Raw genomic sequence first — 20,369 nt, forward strand, 5'->3', positions numbered from 1 at the left:
CCTTTCAAGACTTACTCTGATTCACTTGTATATACTGAACTGTTCTAACTGTACTATCATTAATAGTACAGTTAGAACAGTTTGTCAATCTTTTCTTTGGGTATTCCTTACAAAAATAACCGTGATGCATCATGCATCACGGTTATCGCTTTTTAGCCTTCCCTTGACTCATAAGGTTCATCACGGCTTATATTCGCAAGCGTTGAACCTTCCGGCAGCTTAAGATCCAGCTGGAACCGGAACGTCGCTCCTCTGGCCTCATCGCTATCCACACCAATGGAACCCCCCATCAGCTTAACCAAGTTTTTACAGATGGACAATCCCAGTCCTGTCCCTCCATATTTTCGGTTCAGTGCCGGATGAAGCTGGGAAAAAGGCTGAAACAATAGATGCTGGCGGTCTGCTGGAATACCGATTCCAGTATCCGTTACACTGAACTCAATCAGGCATCTATTTTTACGACGGCTGTAAGCCTTTCTCTCCACAAAGATATTTACACGCCCTCGCTCCGTAAATTTGATCGCATTGCTCACCAAATTCACCAGCACCTGTCGAATACGCACATGATCACCGACCAGCATTCCCGGCATTTCCTGATCCACATGCCATTCCAGCTCAATGCCTTTTTCCATAGCCTGCGTCATGAATAGGTCAGCCACACTGCCGACCACATCATCTAGCACAAAGGGCTCGTGCAACAAAGACATTTTGCCAGCTTCGATTTTGCTCAAATCCAGTATCTCGTTCAATATCTGCATTAAAGCACCGCTGCTGCTGGTAATAATGTCTATATAGCTACGCTGCTCCTCATCCAATTCAGTATCTGCCAGTAACCCTGCCATGCCTATAATGCCGTTCATCGGTGTACGGAGCTCATGACTCATCACAGAGAGAAACTCTGACTTGGCCCGATCGGCGCGTTCGGCAGACTCCTTGGCCCGAATGATCTCCTTTTCATTCGTCCTGTCTACAAAAACCATCACAGCCCCTTTTCGCTCGCCATTATCCATCAAAGGACTGATTCGATAGGAGGCCAGAAAGCTGGACCCGCCTTTTTTCCAAAATACTGCTTCCTCTGCCTGATAAGAAGCTCCGCTTCGAATCGCTTGAAGAATAGAGGACTGTTCGTCCGGAAAATGGCTGCCAATCTGGTCTGCATGGCGAATGATATCTATGCATGCGCCGTTCAGCGGATTAGCCGATCCTACGCCGAACATCTCGATAGCTGCCGGGTTCATAAAGCGGACATGTCCTTCGTTACTTAAACCCACAATTCCTTCGGATACGGCATTCAAAATAAGCGAATGCTCGTTGCTGAGCTTTTCAATTTGAGCAATGTAGTTCTTAAGAGGGGTCACATTTTCTATAATCCCGTAGCAGCCTACAATTTCCTCTTGCACGAAAATCGGGATATTCGTCATCTTGATGAATAGACGCTCCCCCTCCTTATGTATAAATTCCGATTCATAGGTTTGCGTCTCACCCTGCTTGGCCAGCTCCATATGACGCTTGATTTTGTCCTGTTCCTCAGAGGAAGCCATGATAAGTATGTCAGCCCCAAGCAACTCATCCTTCGTATAACCCGTAAGCTCTTCCAAGCTCGGATTCACGCTCAAGATATGACCTTCCATATTCATGGCGCATATCCCGAGTGGATTATGTTGAAATAGTGACTTATAGCGGTTTTCACTTTCACGCAGGCGCTGCTCCATTTCCCGGTGCTCTGTAACATCCTGTATCATCCCGACTATTTGAACAGGCTTCCCTGCCTGCTCGTCCATCTCAGCTTCCCAAATCGAACGCAGTACCTTCTGTTCCCCATTGGGCAATACAATCCGGTAAAATGTTTCTTCGTGAATTCCCTTTAAAATAACGTTGTTGATAATCTGTTTCATCCGTTCTGTATCTTCGGGATGAACCACCTTCATGAAGGCGTCAATACTTGTTTCAACCGGCTTGACGAGATAGCCAAAAATGCTGCGAAATTCCTTAGAAAAATGCATAACATTGTTGACCAGATCCCAGTCCCAGGAGCCGAACATCGCCAACCGCTGAGCTTTTGCCAAATTCTCCTCGCTCTTCTGGCGCTCAGTGATATTCCGACCAATGGACAGAACCCGCTTGATTTTGCCCTGTTCATCCCGAATAATGCGGTACGATACTTCCAGCCACAAATAGTGCCCGTCCTTATGACGAACACGCCGCTTCATGATGCCTGTTTCCTTGAAAAGTCCATGTACACGCATATAATCGGCATCTTCAATATGGTAGAATTGGAGCCGCTTTTTGCCGAGCATTTCCTGCTTTGTATAGCCTAGGAGTTTTTCCACCGATGGAGAAATATATTGAAGTATGCCGTCTGCGGTGCTGTAAGAGATGACATCCGGCGTATTTTCCGTAATCAGCATGTACAGATCCTCATTGTCCGAAAGCACCTGCTCCATGTCCTTTTTCTCCGTGATGTTCATTGCATACGCAATCAAATAAGATTGTTCGGTAGCCTCATCATCAAATATGGTTAATTCCAGCGCTAGCCAGACGGATGTTCCCCTTTTATGTTTCAAACGCAGCTCTGTCTTATAGACTTGATCCGTAGCCTGTAGCCAACCTGCATAAGCCTCCCTCAACCCTCGCTGATCCTGAGCCTCTTTATACAAGAGATGGTAATATCGGATATCCAGTAATTCCTCCTGCTCATATCCGACCATTTTGCAAAAGGCGGGATTGACGTACAGGCACTTCCCTTCCCTCGACAAAATCACGATTCCTGTCGGGGCATGATTATACATATGTTCCAGCAAAGGTAGTCGTCGAGCAGCAGAAAACACAATCAATCTCCTCCTTTGTAGTCTGGCAGTTTTATCCAATTGTACACATTATAACATGATGTGGGATTTTTATAGCGGTGAGTCCACCTCTAGATGAAAGCCCTTAAAACATGTATGCACAAAAGATTGCCGATGCAGATTCATCGGCAATCTTTGAATTATTTTTTTATACCACCCGGCTAATTTATACCACCCGGCTAAGAAAATGACGCAAAAATCGCTCCGCATCGACTTTAAGTGCCACGTCAACCGTAGTCAGTGCTTGAGCTTCGTTCTCATTTTGCACCTCACGGGTGCGACCAACCTCGGCGGAATCGCCCACCTCAACGGCAATGTGCATTGGACGTGTCTCCACAAAACTAGAATCAATAGCCAACCCTACGGCTAAAGGATCATGCAAAGCACAGCCTGCAATACCAGGTCTGAAATTGCGATAAGCTTCCATATAAAAGTCCGTCATATCTGCCATAAACGCGCCCAGCTCGGTCCCTTGCTCACGCCATTTGTCCACATCCTGCTGTGGAAGCAGGGTTTGCATCGTGACGTCCAGCCCGACGAGCGTAAGCGGAAAACCCGCTCCCAGCACATAGGCTGCGGCTTCTGGATCGGCGTAAATATTCGCTTCAGCCGTCGGAGTTACATTCCCTTTCACTGTGACCGCACCGCCCATGATGATCAGGCGGTCAAGCAATTGGGGCAATTCGGGACAGCGATCCAATGCAATCGCAAGATTGGTCAGCGGTCCCACAGCTACCAGGGTAAGTTTGCCTTCATAGCGACGAGCCTGTCCGATTATAAAATCAGCGGCATCCCCAGACGCAGCCTGACGGGAGGGTGCTCCTTTCAACTGATTGCCAATACCGTCTTCGCCGTGAATATGCCGGGAATAAGGTTTGAACAGCTCACGAGTATACGGCTTGTGAGCGCCAGACACGACCGGAGCCTCTTCCCCCAGTTTTTCCAGCAGAATCAGTGAGTTACGTGTTGCCTCCTCCACCGAGATATTACCAAAGGTGGTTGTAATACCGAGTAGCTCCAATTCCGGCGAATGGACCGCGTACGCAATAGCAAGCGCGTCGTCAATGCCAGTATCTACATCTAAGATTAACTTTTTGCTCATGATGACCCTCCACAGTAGAACAGCATTCTTTTTTTCATTATACACAATTTCAATGCTTATTCCCTTGGTCATCAAATTCTTTATTCGAAGACGTAAAAAAGGCTACGACAGTTATGCCGTAACCTTCTTTTAATACTTTTCAATCATTCAAGGGCACATGTTCTGACCAAATCCTAAGGCTCGATTCCCCACACCAGCTTATCATTGTGGAACAACGTTGCTTTGTTCCATTCTGCATAAGAGGTTTTGGTTGGATCGAAGGAGTAGTCATTGGATTCGTCCAGATTAGACCAGTCGCTTTTGTTGATGCGGATCTGAATATCACCTGTTTGCGCTCCGGCAGCAAGCGTACCGGCAGCAGGACTGAAACCAATTTCAATATAGTTGTCAGTAAAGGTACGCAGCACGTTATCATTACCTACTTGCGCATAGTCTACTGCAGATTGCAGCTCCTGGCTGCCATCTTTCGTGAAATAGTAACGAATTTTCAGCTCACTCAGCTTCACAGGTGTTGTTCCTTTATTTTTCAAGTTAAAGAAAGGCTTGACTGCGTTATTCGCTGGATCAGTGTCCCCAGCCCGATACATTACAACCAGATCTCCCGCTGGTTCTGTAGGGTCCGTCGGATCAGTCGGTGTACCTTTAGGTTCAGCGCTTACCGTTGCGGAATCCTTACTTGTTCCTTTCGCATTCGTAGCACTTACAACATAGAAGTAAGTTGTTCCGTTCGTCAGTCCCTTATCCGTGTACTCTCTTTCCGTTACAAGAGGCGCAACGGCTGTAAAAGGACCTGCTTCGCTAGTGGCACGTTTGACCGTGTAGCTATCGGCACCAGTAGACGCATTCCAAGTCAGCGTTACTTGAGCATTACCAGCTACGGCCTTTAAGCCAGACGGTACAGCTGGAGCTGTAGGCGCTGGGTCCACACCACCAGTGGAAGGCACGATAGCAGGGTACGCATTTTGTACCAGCATCACAAACTGATCATGGAACCATGCTCCTGAAATAGGTGCATTCGGTAGAGCATCTGTTAATGTGCCATCCTTGGTTGTATAGGTAGGATCACACATACGGTCAAAGCCTTTACCCTCATCGTTCGGAATGAGTGAGCTGGAACCATCGGAATCACCCGGAGGTTTCGCCCAGACATAGGCATCGATATGACCAGCTGGAGCCGTTTGTGGCGGCGTTCCCATACCTGCTCCGCTGTTATTACACCAGTTACCACGGTGCGAGCGTTTGTCAACACGGCCTGAGTTTACATAGGAGTTAATATCATTGCCGACTGCGGAAGTCGGACGGTTAGGTCCGCCCCATCCGTTACGGCCTGTATCAATTAACATACCGAGTGAGCTCGGCCAGCCTGCGCTGACAAAATCTCTATGCAATGACTCTGCGAAATCCGATTCATCGAAATTAGGATTCCATTCATAGTACTTGGACGATTTGATCGGTTGTCCGCCGATATTCAGATTTGGATCAGGCAAATTAGGTTCTGTCAGCGGTGAAGTGTTGGCTGTATTCGTGATAAAGCCATCTACACTGGCCAGACCTTTGCTAGTGTCTTTGAAAATAGTTGTAAACAGGGATACCGTTGCTGAACGGTTGTTATCCCAACCTAACCAACCAGAGTGACCGATATCTACGTATTTGTACACATTCGGAATCTCGTTCAGCTTATTCATTGTGTACTTCACGCCAGCTTCATAGATTCCTGTAGACTTGGCTTGTGCACATTTCGGATCATCCAGATTAGTTACCAGATTTGGCAAACTGTCTGGTTCAATGATCGCTACGATACGAATATCCTTATATTTGGGATTTGCAAAAATAGAAGCTATTTTGTCAATATAATCCTTTTTATAGGTTTCCAGACCTGCCTGGGTCAGCGGCAATTCACCATTGGAAGCCAAGGCGTGACAATCCCGTCCGGGCAGATCATACACAATAAATTCCGCCGTAATCGGTGTGCTGCCTTTCTTTTGCGCCAATACTTGGTCCAAATGCGCTTCCAGGCCAAGCTTGCCTCCACCGCCGTTAATAGCAGCGATACGATCAAGCCATACGGCTGTCGGGAATGTTTTGACCGTTTGCATTTTTGCTTTCAGATTGGCATCCGTAATCTTGGCAATCGATGTATCAACACTAGCCGCATAATCAGGACTAACATATTTTGTCGCCCCTTGGTAAGGATTGTCCACATGGGATTCTGCATGTATTTTATCCGTAAATCCTGCACCTGGTAGAAAGCTGCTTGCGACGAGTGATAGCGCAAAAGCATACTTCATGCTTTTACGAAGCACTTGCTTTGTTTTCAATTGCTTCACCTATCTTTCCGTGGATTTTGTTGAATCTTCCTATGTCGGCACCTGATTGTTACATGATTAAATGCGAGTTACGCCTACTCTCTCCAAAAAAAAGCGGCGTTCATAGTTGCGAAAGGTAAGCGCTTTCTATTTGTCCATGCGCTCACATTTTCCCCTTTTTGTCACCTCCTATGTTAGATTATAGTGAACTGGAAATCTGCTGTAAATTGAATAAATTAAGGACTACATTATTAATTAGGCATATGAATTGCCACCCTAGTGGTTCATCGCGGCCCCTCTTTTTCTGAAGTCGGTTTCTTCATTTGTTGAACATCCCTGCTATAACAAGCTTTCGGGAGATTTAGGATCGACGGCAAAAGAGCAAATTCATAAAAAGTAAGACCGTATTCTTTAATTTCCGTCAGCCTAAATCGACAATGATAAACTCCAGAACGCCAACTATGCCAAATCGTTATATCTATCGACAGCAAAAGGGTGTTTTCAGGCCCTCATGACCATGAAAACACCCTTTAATTGTTGTGAAGACAATCTTTGCTCTTGTTGTTCTACACTTTTTCGCGATCCTTGCCTTTGTCGGATTGCCCTGCATTTTTATTGGCGGCATCCCGATCCAGCTGCATTTCTTCAACCGTCTTCACCTTAAGTCGTGCTGCTCCCTCATAGGGTCGGGTTGGAATCAGATCGCCTGCAGCCAGACGTTGACGCGCCTCGGCAATCGCTGCTCCATATTGCGGCAGCCATGCTTCCTGCGCCACCAGCATTTCATCAACCATCTGCCAAATTTCTTTCGGATTACACACCGCGCCTACTAGCGGATCCATCATAAATGCTTGTCGCAGCAGCTTATCATCTCCGTGTACAGCCGCTTCAACAGCCAAACGCTGGACGGAAATACTTACATTACAGACGGCAGCAAGACCGAGCGGAAGGTCTCCTACATGTGGCATGGAGATACCATTCCGATCCACATATCCAGGTGCTTCAATAATCGCGTCGTCTGGCAAATTGGAAATCACACCGTTATTTACGACATTAAAATGCCCCCGGTATACACGTCCGGTTTCCAAACCTTCGATAATGTATGAACCATGCTCTTCGCCGCGATTTTCCGCCTTGTACTCCAATGGATCTTCTTTCATCCAGTTAGGGAAATCTGTTTCAAACCAATTACGTCCTTCTGTACATACACGCAGATAACCGCCTGTTTCTCCGTTGATCCAGCTGCCTAGATCAATCCAGTCCAGAATTTCATTCGGACGCTTCCGGTACCAAGGTACATATTCACTTAGATGACCATTCGACTCTGTGCTGTAATAGCCAAAACGACGAAGCATGTCGATGCGTACCTTTTCGGTGCGGCTATATTCGGGATGTTTTTCAAAAGCCTCCAGCAGTCCGGCTGTCAGATCCTTGCCTTCATGTGACGCCTGAATGTACCACGTCTGGTGATTGATTCCGGCACACACAATGTCCACATCCTGCTTCTCCAGACCATACACCTCGGCAATTTGGTGATGCCCATGCTGGACGCCGTGACATAGACCGATTGTACGCACACCGCTGTATTTATTGCAGGCCCACGTCATCATCGCCATGGGGTTCGAGTAGTTCAGCAGCAATACATCCGGTGCACTTAGCTCGCGGATATCCTTGCAAATTTCCAGCATTTCAGCAATGCCGCGCTGACCATACATGATGCCTCCTGCACACAGGGTATCGCCCACGCATTGATCCACGCCATATTTCAGCGGAATATCCACATCGGTCGCAAAGGCTTCAAGACCGCCAACCCGGATCGTACAAATGACGTATTTGGCATCCTTTAAAGCTATCTTTCGGTTCGTAGAGGACTGTATTTGTATCGATAAACCGTTCTCCCGAATATCCCGCTGGCACAGCTCAGTGACCATATCCAAATTGTTCTGACTTATGTCCGTAAAAGCCACTTCAATATCATTAAATTCCGGCACCGATAACAGATCTCGTAAAATTCCACGGGTAAAACCGATGCTTCCTGCTCCAATAAAAGCTACTTTAAATGACACGGCATTCAACCTCCGGTAATTAGAATGGGTATATACCGTCATTGTAGCAATAGGCCTGTAGAAAGCGTTATCAAAATCATGACCAGTTTCGTATTTAGGTGTCAAAAATCCTAACTTTCGCATCAATAAATACTGCTTGCCGTTAACGATAGCTGCCTACGCTTCTTTTGTTGCTGTATAATGAATTAAGTCTCTAAATATTTACAAAGGAGCAAGACATGTCAAACCGTAAATGGACATTTATCCTTATCCCCGTCTTCCTGCTATTTGCCTGGATGCTCTTCCAGTTCACTCTGTCTTCTTTTCAAATTCACCAATTTGCAGAGTTATTGAAGACGGTTTCTCCAAAAGACGGGGTTTCCGATACAAAAGTCGTACTGATATCACAGGAGTTGGATAATTATTACTGGCGGTCAATCGAACAAGGAGCCCGAAAGGAAGCGGAACAGTACGGTATGCGGCTCGATTATATCGGGCCGGACCGCATTAATCCGTCCGAGCAGGTCAAACTGCTGGATAAAGCGATCGCCAGCAAGGCGGATGCAATTCTGGTTCAAGGGATAAATGATCCAGAGTATCGCCGATTAATCGACAAAGCAGCCGGACTTGGCATCCCCGTCATCACGATCGATACGGATGAACCAGGCTCCCGTAGACTAGCTTACGTGGGAACGGATAACGAAGGAGCTGGAAAACGGATGGGCGCGCTGTTAGCGAAAGCCTCTGGAGAGCGTGGCGACATCGGAGTTATGATCAGTAGCGAGCGTGTTGAGAATCAGCGACTCAGGCTTGCTGGATTTCGTTCCGTGATCGGTCGCTATCCCAAGCTCCGCATTGTGGAGATTCGCTCCTCAAATATTTCACGGCTTCAGGCAGTACAGCAAGCTCAGAACATGCTCACCCGGTATCCGCAGATCCGCTACATGGTCGGATTCAGTGCGCTGGACGGCCTTGGCATTCTGGAAGCCTCGGAACGGCGCGGAGCGCAGAACTTGCAAATTTTCGCTTTTGACGATATGGCCGAGACGTTGGAAGCGATCAAAGATCGCAAAATCGAACTGACCATTGTTCAACAGCCAGAAGAAATGGGGGCTAAGGCCATAAAATTGCTGAATGATTATCTAAAGGGGAATGATCCCCAGCAATTAACATACACCAGGGTATATGAAGTGCATGCGGACACTCCCGACAACATGTCCGGAGATGACAGACGATGACGATCAGAACGAAGCTGCTTCTGTTCATCCCTCTTCTAGTTGTGTTCGCCAATATCATCGCTTATTTTGTATTCCAAAGCGGAAAGGTCGTACAACAGAGCTACGATGAAATGCTTGGCCGAATTCTCCTCATTGAGCAAACCTCCGAATCGGCGGAGAGCAACTTAAAGCTCCTATATGCCTATCTGCTTAATCCAAGAGGCGATAAGGCTGTGCAGGGCCCGACAGAATACCAATTGATGCAGTTAAAAGGCAGAATTCAGGAAGTCTCCGACTCGACCGACCCTTCTTTCGCCGAGGAGGACTACGTGAATCTGTTGGCCACATTTCTTAAAGAGAAACAAGCCGCAGTTCTGGATGCAAAGGCACAAGATCCTCAATCGGCTTTTGAACATTATATTGAAGCGGAAAAAACCGTCAGCTATATTCATGAGGAGGGTCAGCAACTGATCGATGCTGAACTAGCTTATTACCGACCAATCATTGAGAACATCCGGAACAAGAATGAGCGAATGAACGGATGGGGAGTCGCGTTGTTCGGCATGAACGCGCTGATGGGGGTTTTGCTTGCAATCTGGATCTCGCGCAGCATTACTGGCCCTGTCGGCAGACTTGTCGGACTGGCGAAGCGAATCGCCACAGGTGATCTGAACATCAAGCCCCAACCGCGACGGGATGACGAGCTAGGCGTACTGTCGGACGCCATTTCGCAAATGTCCGCCGATTTGAGTATCCTCATTGAGAAGGATAAACAGAGTCTGGAAATGCGGCGGCTTGTGAAGGAACTGGAGCTTCTGGCTCTGCAAAATCAAATTAATCCGCACTTTTTATTCAATACCTTAAATGTGCTCTCCAAGCTGGCGATCCTGGAAGGGGCGGAGAAAACCAGCGACCTGATCGTTTCGCTGTCCAATCTGCTACGGTACAGCCTGCAAAAGCTGGACAAACCCGTAACACTCCAAGAGGAACTAGATCATATTCGCGAATACGTAACCATCCAGCAGGCACGCTTTCGGGACAGAATTCTCTTTATTCTTCACTTTGACGCTTCCGTACTTCAGCAGCAAATTCCGGCCTTGACGATCCAGCCATTTATTGAAAACGCTTTTCTTCATGGTGTGGCAGATATGGAAGACGGAGCCATTATCACGTTGACATTGTCGCGAGCGAACGAGGATGTACAAATTGAAATCTCGGACAACGGAAAGGGTATGACGGAGGAAACCCGACTGTCCGTACTCCGTCTTAAAGGCGAAGCCGAAAGCGGCAGTTCAACAGGACTTGGAATGCAAAATGTGTTTAGGCGGCTGCAGTTGTTCTACGGAAAGGAAGAAGAAATGGTTGAAATCAATAGCAATATCGGACGAGGTACTACCATAACCATACGAATTCCAGTCAAGAAGGAGAGTGAGCGGACTGATGTATCGGTTGTTGATCGCGGATGACGAGGCTTTGGAGAGGGAAGGACTGGAATTGACAGTGGAACGGGCGATGCCGGGGATATTCCGGTTTATTCATGCTGGCAACGGCCGCATGGCGATTGAATGCGCGGAAGAGCACCGTCCCCATATTGCCATTCTGGATATCAATATGCCCGGAATTGACGGGCTTGCGGCGCTTCGTGAATTAAAGGAGCGGCTTCCCGATACCCGATTCGTGCTCGTCACTGCCTACGATTATTTTGCCTATGCCCGGGAGGCGCTCTCTTTGGGCGTAAAAGAATATATTCTGAAGCCGGCGAAGCGAGAACTCATCATCGGCACATTGAAACGACTGATTGAAGAAATTGAGTGCGAGAAGCGGGCACGTACGGAAGAATTGGAGCTTAGGCATAAAATCTCACAGTTAATGCCGCTCGCAGAAAATGAGCTAGCTTTAATGCTTATGGTCGACCAGACCGTGGATTCGAGCGCTTCCCAGCTATCAGAATGGCTGGACTTTCCTCTTGATCAGGGAAGCGCCATCATTGCCGCCTTTGACGGATATACGGACGAGCAGGATAAAAAGAAAATTTACGATCATTTCCGAAGCTATGTAAAAACGCATGGCCCGAATGCCATTGTAAGCTCTTTGATCGACCATCATGTAGCCACTTTTTTACGCAAGCCGCCTGCCACCAACGAAAACGACTGGCGCCAGTTGGTTAAACACCTTGTTCAGCAGCTTTCCGAGCTTGCCCAGCAGCAACTTGGTATAAAGACAGCCATTGGAATCGGATCGCTGCATAACGGCGAGGAAGGACTTCGCAAATCCTATTTTGAAGCTGTTTTTGCCTCCACCCTACGTAAACGGGATGGAGGTTACTGCCACTTTGACGAACTAAAGTCATCAGAGGCTGGAAACGCTTCTTTGCTTGCCATCAAAGCGGAGAATGGAATGCTTCAGCAGACGTACGTCATGTCAGCACTGCAACGGATACGCGAACAGCGAGAGGTTCAAACACTGACTATGCTGGGTAGGGCGAAAATGTATATCGAGGAACGGTTCAACGATGATCTTTCGCTGGAAGAAGTGGCTGATTTTGTCCATTTGAATCCTCACTACTTCAGCAAAATTTTCAAACAGGAATACGGAGAAACATTTATCGACTTTGTAACCCGGCTGCGGATTGATAAAGCCATCTCTCTGATTAAGGCTGGCAACCTTACTCTTAAGGAAATCAGCTTTGAAGTGGGTTATAAGGACCCGAACTATTTTAGCCGCGTCTTTAAAAAGATAACGGGCGTTCCTCCCACTGAGTTTAAAGGCCAAAAATAGTGAGATTCATCCATGCCGACTATCAGCATGGATTTTTTTAAGCTCGAATGACAAGGTAATGCTAGGTTCAGCCCCTCTATCTCCGATTCGGGAACCGAAGCCAAAATCGTGCATGAAAAGGTCCGTTTATTGAAGACGATAACCGGCCTTTCTTTTATAAGCGCATGTTATACTTCTCCTCGAAGAACGGAATGAGGTTCCAGAGATCTGGAGGGGAGATGATCATATGGCAGTAATCATCAATAATGAAAGCGCTCAACGGAAAGCGCTTCAATCAGAAAAACCTAATATGCTTTTTGTGACGTTGGTATCCATCGTAGCTGCGCTCGGAGGTATCCTGTTCGGTTTTGATATCGCGGTTGTTTCGGGAGCAGTCGAATTCCTACAGCAACGTTTTTCGCTGAGCGAATTTCAGGTTGGTTGGGCGGTGTCAAGTCTGATTGTCGGGAGTGTCACCGGAGCGGCTCTCTCCGGCTACATGAGTGAAAAGATCGGCAGAAAAAAGGTATTACTGGCCGCCGGATTTTTATTCGTCGTCGGCTCGATCTGCTCTGCGCTTCAAGACACGTTCACCGGGTATGTTATCTTTCGCATGATCGGCGGCATTGGCATAGGAATCACTTCCACCGTTTGTCCGGTGTACAACGCGGAAATTGCTCCCGCTAAATACCGAGGTCGTTTGGTTGCTTTAAATCAGTTGGCGATCGTAACAGGGATTTTCCTGGTTTATTTTCAGAATTCGTGGATCGTCAGCATGGGGGATGAAGCCTGGGGTGTCTCAACAGCCTGGCGCTGGATGTTCGGAGTGGGAGCCGTTCCCGGACTGATCTTTATGCTCTTGATGCTCTTCATACCCGAAAGCCCGCGATGGCTTATTAAACAGAATCGGCCTTATGAAGCGCTGCCGATTTTGCTGAAAATTCACGGTGAAGAAGCCGCTAAGCAGGAAGTGCTTGATATCAAGGAATCATTCAAAAATGAGAACAACTCATTGAAGCAATTGTTTGCTCCCGGTATTCGGGTCGCTCTCTTTATCGGTGTCATGCTCGCCATTATGCAGCATATTACCGGTATCAATGCCATTTTGTATTACGCGCCGGTTATCTTTAAAGGAATGGGACTCGGTACGGACGCTTCTTTGACCCAGACCATTTGGATCGGGTTGATCAATGTGTTGTTCACCATCGTATCCGTATGGCTGATCGACAAAGCGGGACGAAAAGTCCTGCTGATCATCGGCACCTCGTTGATGACCTGCTGTTTGGTCATTATTGGAGCCGCATTCAAAATGGGTTTGACCACCGGACCGCTCGTACTCATCCTAATATTGATCTACGTGGCCTCCTATGCTATATCGCTTGGACCGATCGTATGGGTTATGATCTCGGAGATCTTTCCGAACCGCATTCGCGGCAAAGCGGTAGCCATCGCTTCGATGGCATTGTGGGCCGGCGATTATCTAGTATCGCAGGCCTTCCCTCCTCTGCTGAGTTCAGCCGGCCCGTCCAATACCTTCTGGTTATTCGGAGCCATCTCGTTGTTCGTCGTAGTCTTTATATGGCGCAAGGTTCCCGAAACCAAGGGGAGATCACTTGAACAGATGGAAAATATGTGGCTTGGGAAATGACCCAACTTTAACCACGCCCTCTGAGTCATACCGACCTAAATCGGCAATGGTTCAGAGGCTTCTTATTATCAGTTCCCAACCTCCTCCGCATAGTTCCTCACATTGCGCTCCACAGCTGAGCGGTATTCTACAGGCGTCTTGCCTGTGTGCTTTTTGAACAACATATGAAAATACTGCCTGCTGGCCACGCCTACATAATCGGCAATTTCTTGAATGGGAATGTCCGTTTGCTGAAGAAGCATACGAGCCTTGTCCATTCGCAGCATCGTTAAATACGCGGTGAGGGTTAGCCCAGTATGTTTTTTGAAAATACGGTGCAAATAACCTGGGTGCAGATTCACGGCTGCCGCCATGTCCTTAACCACAATATCTCGGTCATAGTTCAGATGGAGAAATTCAATGCATCGTTTGATGTACATATCCGTTTGCTGCGTGTTGCTGCGCTCTGCCTCTTCCCGTAGACGTGCAATTCGTACTAGCAATTGCATAAAAAGCATCTCTGCCATTGCACCCGGCTGTTCTTTTCGTTGGTCTAGCTCCAGCACGAGACTTTTCAACGCATAATATACCTCTTCCGGGTCCGATAGTACCAGATACGGGAACGGACGTGACATGAGAGTCGTGACCTCCTGCTCCTCTGCTGCCATTTGTCGGATAGACGGCCCTACCCTCACTCCCTCCGAAAAACCAAACTCTACATTTAGCATCCGGCACGGTTGTTCTCCTTCCACCACCAGTCGATGCGGTACACCTGCGTCTAGCATAATAAACTCGCCTTTACGCAGCGTGATGCTTTCTTCCACATTCTCTCCCGTTTGTACATCTACCCTGCAAAAGCCGGAAATCATGTACATAATTTCGGTAGAATGATGATCGTGGTAAGACATGGTATAGTCATGCCATTGCTTGTAATAGTAAGCAAAAAAACGGGGAATATAATCCCCGTCACGCAGCCGTGGCTCAAACAGACTTCCGTTCATCCCCGCACCTCCACAAAATAGATAAGGCTAACACGACAACGTATCTGAAACCGCTCTATTTTCACAGTTTAACAGACTGAGTCCTGTACTTCTATTTCACTCCATCGGACGATCTGAAATCCTTTGGAATACGGCAGACGACTCCTGCCTAAAAGGTTGGGGATTTATCACTTTCTGGACTTAAATACTGAATCAACATTCCCGCAAATCGGTTAGCAATATCTATATCATCAAGTTCGTTATTCCAATCGTCCTTGGACGTCAGACTCATTTTCTGGAGTATACCCATCATAGACGTGAAGATAAAATGAGCGGTCTTCAAGGGTTCTGTGTCGGACTTTAATGATCCATCTTGGAATCCAACTTCCAGAGCATCCATCAGGAAATGTCGTTCCTTTTCCCGGCTAACAAAATTTTTGTACTGTTCTTTGAGTTCTTGATTTGAATCATAAGCTTCGTAATGCAGATCGAATAGAAGAATAAACTTGATGTATTCCGGATGTTGCCAAGCGTAATCAATCCACGCATCAAGCATCGAAGTAAGCATCTCCTTCCCGCTCATTTCGGCTGAAGGTGCCCTTCTCACAAATACGGTCATGCTCTCCAGGATTTCCATCTGAACCTCAAAGATCAGTTCGTTCATGGACTGAAAGTGCTTATAGAATGTGACCCGGCTTACACCAGCCACGTTGCATACATCCTTAACATTAACAATAAAGCGATGGCTGTCATGATCAAAGAGAGACGTATTAGCCTCATCTCTCCAAGTCTCTTGATGAGATAATCGAGCAGCCATATCTGCACAACGATGCCTATAATTGCACCAAACGTAATGATGCAATAAACAAATTCACATCAGAATGAAAAGTGGAAATGTAGCAGACTTAGGTAAGCTGCTCATGTTTGTAACCCCCTTCAACCATTTACACTATGTAACCCTTTACTATGTGTAAACTACACTAGTTGAAATAGGGGCTATTGTAAATAAAAATACAGACCTATTGAGCCTAGCTATTGGGCTCCTGTTTTGCAAACTCCTGTAACATGCCTCTTATTTGTTCTACCAATTTAGCAGGAGCTTTCTTGGGTGAACCCGTGTCAAACGGAGGCTGAGGATCGTATTCCAAAATCAGCTGGACTCCTTTACTCATGTCTTCTCCCAATTCCCAAGCTATTAACTGGAGTGCCATATCAATACCAGAGGAGACACCGGCTGCTGTAACCATTTTGCCCTGACGAACCACTCTCTCATCTGTTGGAATGGCTCCAAGAGATTGGAGCAGGTCTAAGGAACCCCAATGACTGGTGGCTACGGTTCCATTTAACAAGCCTGCTGCGCTCAAAATCAAAGAGCCGTTACAAACCGACGTGGTCCATTTTGTAGTTTCATGTATTTGGCGAATCCAATTTAACGTTTCTTCGTCATTCATTGGGGTTTTATAATTTGGCGGACTGCATCCAGGAACAACAAGAATATCAGCTGAATTAACTTCAGAAAAACTGTAATCGGCATGCAAATAACCCATATTTGAGTCCAGCTTGATTAACCCTTTTTGCTTAGCGACAAACTTCACTTCACATTTCAGTGTAGCAGCAAATACATCGTATGGACCTATTGCATCTAACGCTGTAATTCCATCGAAAAGCATGATTGCGATTTTCATGATGCTCTCTCCTTTGAAGTGGGATTTTATTCTTGCATACCCATACTAACATACATATACGGGGTATGGGTATATTTGATGATGTAAAACTTTAATAGTAGGTACCTGTAAAAAGGCATACTTAAAAAGGACCACCCCGGGGTAGCCCTTTTTAAGTATACCTGCAAAGCTGTTAATCGCGAGCCGCTTAAGAGCTTTGCTTTCTCAACTGACCATAATATAAATCACTGTAAAAGCCTTTGTGAGCCAGCAGTTCATCATGAGAACCCTGCTCCTCCAGACGGCCATCCTTCAAGACCAGAATCCGGTCAGCCTGACGAATGGTATTCAGCCGATGCGCGATGACAAAACTTGTTCGACCCTGCATAAGCCGCTCCAGTCCTTCTTGTATCTTCATCTCTGTAATGGTGTCAATGCTGCTGGTTGCCTCGTCAAGTACAAGGATAGAAGGGTTGGCTAAAATAGCACGGGCAATAGCCAGCAGCTGTTTTTGCCCTTGACTGATGCCGCTGCCATTCACTTCCAGCACCTTGTCGTATCCGTCCTTCATATGCATGATAAAGGAATGGGCGTTGGCCAATTTCGATGCTTGTTCAACCTCCTCATCGGTAGCGTCCAGTCTGCCGAAGCGGATATTTTCACGAATCGTCCCCTGAAACAGGAAGGAGTCCTGTAGCACAAATGCCATGCGGGAACGCAAGCTTTCACGCTGTATGGTGGTGATATCGCGCCCGTCCAGCGTAATCATTCCCTTGTCGGGGCTATAAAATCTGGAGAGGAGCTGGATCAGTGTCGTTTTTCCTGCCCCGGTCGGGCCGACTAGTGCGATCATTTCACCAGGTTTGACTTCAAAAGAGATACCTTCCAGCGTAGCGCTTCCCTCATCATAACCGAAGGAAACATCCGTAAACCGCACCGCCCCCTCCACATGCGCTACCTCCACTGCGCCGCGTTCATCCTTGGACTCTTCATCTTCATCCAATATTTCAAATACTCTTTCAGCTCCGGCAATGGCGGACAGCAGGGTGTTCCACTGGTTAGCCAAATCGTTCAGCGGTCTGGTGAACTGGCGGGCATATTCTACGAATACAATAATTGTACCTATAGTGATGGAGCCGCGAATGGCCAAAATCCCACCGATCCCCGCTACAATAGCAAAGCTGAGATTATTCAGTCCGTTCATCAGCTTCGGTATGAAGCCTGAAATCGTTTGGGCCCAGAAACCCGACAGCCGAATACGGTCATTACGCTCGCCAAAACCATAGATGACTCTCTTTTCCTGCGAAAATGCTTTAATAATCTGCTGCCCGGACAGCGTTTCTTCGATGTATCCGTTCAGTTCGCCCACATTCTTCTGGCGTTCCTTATATAAGGGCCCGGTACGACGTGTGATCCAGCGCATCCCGGCAGCCATTAACGGTACCACGATAAAGGTCAGCAGGGTCATCAGCGGGCTTAACCACAGCATCACCGTGAGTGTACCGATTAGCGTCAATATGCTCGAAAAAATCTGAATGGCGGAACTGTTCAGCGTAGAACTGACATTTTCAATATCATTGGTCAGACGGCTCATAATCTCTCCCTGCTGACGTTTGCCGTAGAAAGGAATCGGTAGTCGATGCAAATGTGAAAACAGATCGAAACGCATGCGGTACACCGTCTCTTGGGCAATCTCGATCATCCAGATATTCTGCAGCCAGGAGGTCAGCGAGTTGAGCAGATATACAGCTCCTAATCCGATGAGAAAATAAATCCACGTGCGTCCACCCGGACCTTCGAGAAAATCATCTACCGCTACGCCGACCAGATATGGACCCAGCAGAGCCAGCCCGGAGCTGAGCAGTACCATGAACAGTACCAGCATCAGTTTGGCCTTACGGCGGGCCAGATAAGCCCATATCCGTCCTAACGTGCCAGACCAATTCTTCGCTTTGGCCTTGCGGCGTCCTTCAGCTCCCGCCGGATTTCGCAGCACACCGGACGGCGGTGTAGGCTGACGGAACGGTTCAATGAGTTCCTTAAACATGCGACTCCTCCTTTCCATATTGTGATTCATAGATACGCCGATACAGATCCGAACTATCCATGAGATGCTCATGGCTTCCACTTGCCATCAGGCGACCCTCATCCAGCAGTAAAATCTGATTTGCCGATGCGGTCGAGCTGATCTTCTGCGTAATGAGAAATGTCGTGCAGGACAGACCATCGAGTGCATTCAGTAGTGCTGCTTCTGTCCCTACATCCAGCGCACTTGTGCTGTCGTCCAAAATCAGCACTGCCGGCTGGCGCACCAGTGCGCGGGCAATCGAAAGCCGCTGTTTCTGTCCGCCAGACAGATTGACGCCACGTTGCCCGAGCATCGTGTCATAGCCTTGCGGCAAGCGTTCAATCATATTATGAATTTGCGCCATGCGTGCGGCTTCTTGAATTTGCTCCAGGCTGGCATTCTCCAGCCCCCAAGCAATATTATCCCGAATCGAGCCGGTGAATAGCAGTACCTCCTGAGGGACATAGCCAATCGCCTCTCGTAATATGGACGCGTCCAGTTCACGAGCGTCCTTTCCGTCAAAGCGCACATGACCTTCATCTTCTTCATACAGACGTGTAATCAACTGAACAAGTGAGGATTTGCCCGAGCCAGTGGCCCCCATAATAGCTATCCGCTCGCCTGATCGCGCCTTAAAAGATATATCCTTTAGTACAGCTAAATCACTGCCCGGATAATGAAAGCTCACCCGGTCCATTTCCACCTGTCCCTTAATCCGTGTATGATGCGTTGAAACAAGCTCCAGCGCTTGCCTATCTTCATTAGATGTTTCCAATACCTCTCGAATCCGCCCGGTAGATGCAGTTGCCCGGGAAAATACAACAACGATACCTGATAAGGCAGACAAGGCTCCAATCGTCCGCAGTGAATAATTGACGACTGCAACCACCTGTCCTACACTGGCATCCCCAGTGGAAATTTGGCCGCGTCCGAACCAAAGTACTGCAATAATCCCTGCATTCATCGTAAACAAAATGAACGGCATCGTCGTTTCTGTCCAGCGCAGAGCGGACACCGTCCCTTTCATCAATTCGCCTCCATAATGGGCAAAACGTTCGATTTCATGCCGCATCCGCACAAAAACCCGGATGAGTCGAATGCCTGTCAGGTTCTCCTGAATCACTCCGTTAACGTCATCCAAGCGTCGCTGGACACCTTTAAACAAAGTAACCGTTCGCCGCATCATCACCAACACAAATGCGAACAGCACCGGGGCCATAACCGCCAATAGCAGCCCAAGCCTGAAATGTACAACCAGTGCCATCACAATACTGCCGATGACTACAAGCGGAACCCGTGTCATAAACCGCAGGCTCATAAACACCGTGTCCTGTACTTGCGTGACATCCCCGGTCAGACGCGTAATCAGCGACGAAGTGGCAAAACGTTTAAACACAGGATACGAAAAAGATTGCACTTTACGGTACAACTTTTCCCGCAAATCATAGCCGAAGCCCTGACTTGCATGTGAAGCAAAAAAAGAGCTGGATATGCCCGCCATAAAAGCGATAACGGCACTCCCCACCAGTACACTGCCCCATAACCAGACGACGGACAAATCCTGCTGTCGGATGCCCTCGTCAATGATTTTAGAGATCAAATATGGCTGCGATAGCTCTACCGTCAATTCCAGCAACATCATCACGAGCGCTGCGATGGCTGGAACCCGATATTTTTTTAGAAAAGAAAACATCATTCCCACAAGCATTCCTCCAATTGCCCATAGCCGTCCTTCCAGATCAGCGTGTAATGGTTAT

The 20,369-nt window shown here is 47.5% G+C and carries 13 protein-coding genes; 4 read left to right on the forward strand and 9 right to left on the reverse strand.

The features are described 5' to 3' along the window. Positions 1-152: 152 nt before the first annotated feature. From MHB46_RS08895 to MHB46_RS08910, 4 genes are all read right to left on the reverse strand, one after another. On the reverse strand, positions 153-2,828 hold the full coding sequence (locus tag MHB46_RS08895; RefSeq protein WP_341162113.1) for a PAS domain S-box protein: 2,676 nt from the start codon (positions 2,826-2,828) through the stop codon (positions 153-155). 184 nt (positions 2,829-3,012) lie between these two features. After that, positions 3,013-3,948, reverse strand: coding sequence for a nucleoside hydrolase (locus MHB46_RS08900; protein WP_341162114.1), 936 nt, complete (start codon positions 3,946-3,948; stop codon positions 3,013-3,015). Positions 3,949-4,121: 173 nt separating this feature from the next. After that, positions 4,122-6,275: a glycoside hydrolase family 6 protein gene (locus MHB46_RS08905; protein WP_341162115.1), complete on the reverse strand. Its 2,154-nt coding sequence runs from the start codon at positions 6,273-6,275 to the stop codon at positions 4,122-4,124. Positions 6,276-6,820: 545 nt separating this feature from the next. Further along, entirely contained in the window at positions 6,821-8,320 is a 1,500-nt protein-coding gene (locus tag MHB46_RS08910; protein WP_341162116.1) for an alpha-glucosidase/alpha-galactosidase, read from the reverse strand. Between the two features lie 218 nt (positions 8,321-8,538). Between MHB46_RS08910 and MHB46_RS08915 the strand changes: the two genes are divergently transcribed. From MHB46_RS08915 to MHB46_RS08930, 4 genes are all read left to right on the forward strand, one after another. Beyond that, positions 8,539-9,537 (forward strand): sugar-binding protein, encoded by a 999-nt coding sequence (locus MHB46_RS08915; protein WP_341162117.1) that lies wholly within the window; start codon positions 8,539-8,541, stop codon positions 9,535-9,537. Further along, positions 9,534-10,982: a sensor histidine kinase gene (locus tag MHB46_RS08920; RefSeq protein WP_341162118.1), complete on the forward strand. Its 1,449-nt coding sequence runs from the start codon at positions 9,534-9,536 to the stop codon at positions 10,980-10,982. Before MHB46_RS08915 ends, MHB46_RS08920 begins: the two co-directional genes overlap by 4 nt. Beyond that, positions 10,957-12,294, forward strand: a complete 1,338-nt coding sequence (locus MHB46_RS08925; protein WP_341162119.1) for an AraC family transcriptional regulator — start codon at positions 10,957-10,959, stop codon at positions 12,292-12,294. The genes MHB46_RS08920 and MHB46_RS08925 overlap by 26 nt, the downstream gene beginning before the upstream one ends. Positions 12,295-12,520: 226 nt before the next feature. Beyond that, positions 12,521-13,921: a sugar porter family MFS transporter gene (locus MHB46_RS08930; RefSeq protein WP_341162120.1), complete on the forward strand. Its 1,401-nt coding sequence runs from the start codon at positions 12,521-12,523 to the stop codon at positions 13,919-13,921. Positions 13,922-13,989: 68 nt separating this feature from the next. Here MHB46_RS08930 and MHB46_RS08935 read toward each other — a convergent pair whose 3' ends face one another. From MHB46_RS08935 to MHB46_RS08955, 5 genes are all read right to left on the reverse strand, one after another. Beyond that, on the reverse strand, positions 13,990-14,901 hold the full coding sequence (locus MHB46_RS08935) for an AraC family transcriptional regulator (RefSeq protein WP_341162121.1): 912 nt from the start codon (positions 14,899-14,901) through the stop codon (positions 13,990-13,992). A gap of 148 nt (positions 14,902-15,049) precedes the next feature. Continuing rightward, positions 15,050-15,589 (reverse strand): TetR/AcrR family transcriptional regulator, encoded by a 540-nt coding sequence (locus MHB46_RS08940; protein WP_341162122.1) that lies wholly within the window; start codon positions 15,587-15,589, stop codon positions 15,050-15,052. Positions 15,590-15,908: 319 nt separating this feature from the next. Then, on the reverse strand, positions 15,909-16,565 hold the full coding sequence (locus MHB46_RS08945; RefSeq protein ID WP_250259225.1) for a DJ-1/PfpI family protein: 657 nt from the start codon (positions 16,563-16,565) through the stop codon (positions 15,909-15,911). Positions 16,566-16,752: 187 nt separating this feature from the next. Continuing rightward, entirely contained in the window at positions 16,753-18,591 is a 1,839-nt protein-coding gene (locus MHB46_RS08950) for an ABC transporter ATP-binding protein (protein WP_341162123.1), read from the reverse strand. Next, entirely contained in the window at positions 18,584-20,308 is a 1,725-nt protein-coding gene (locus MHB46_RS08955) for an ABC transporter ATP-binding protein (RefSeq protein ID WP_341163710.1), read from the reverse strand. Before MHB46_RS08955 ends, MHB46_RS08950 begins: the two co-directional genes overlap by 8 nt. Positions 20,309-20,369 lie beyond the last annotated feature (61 nt).

This window comes from Paenibacillus sp. FSL H7-0703, from assembly GCF_038003485.1.
Lineage (GTDB): Bacteria > Bacillota > Bacilli > Paenibacillales > Paenibacillaceae > Paenibacillus > Paenibacillus polymyxa_B.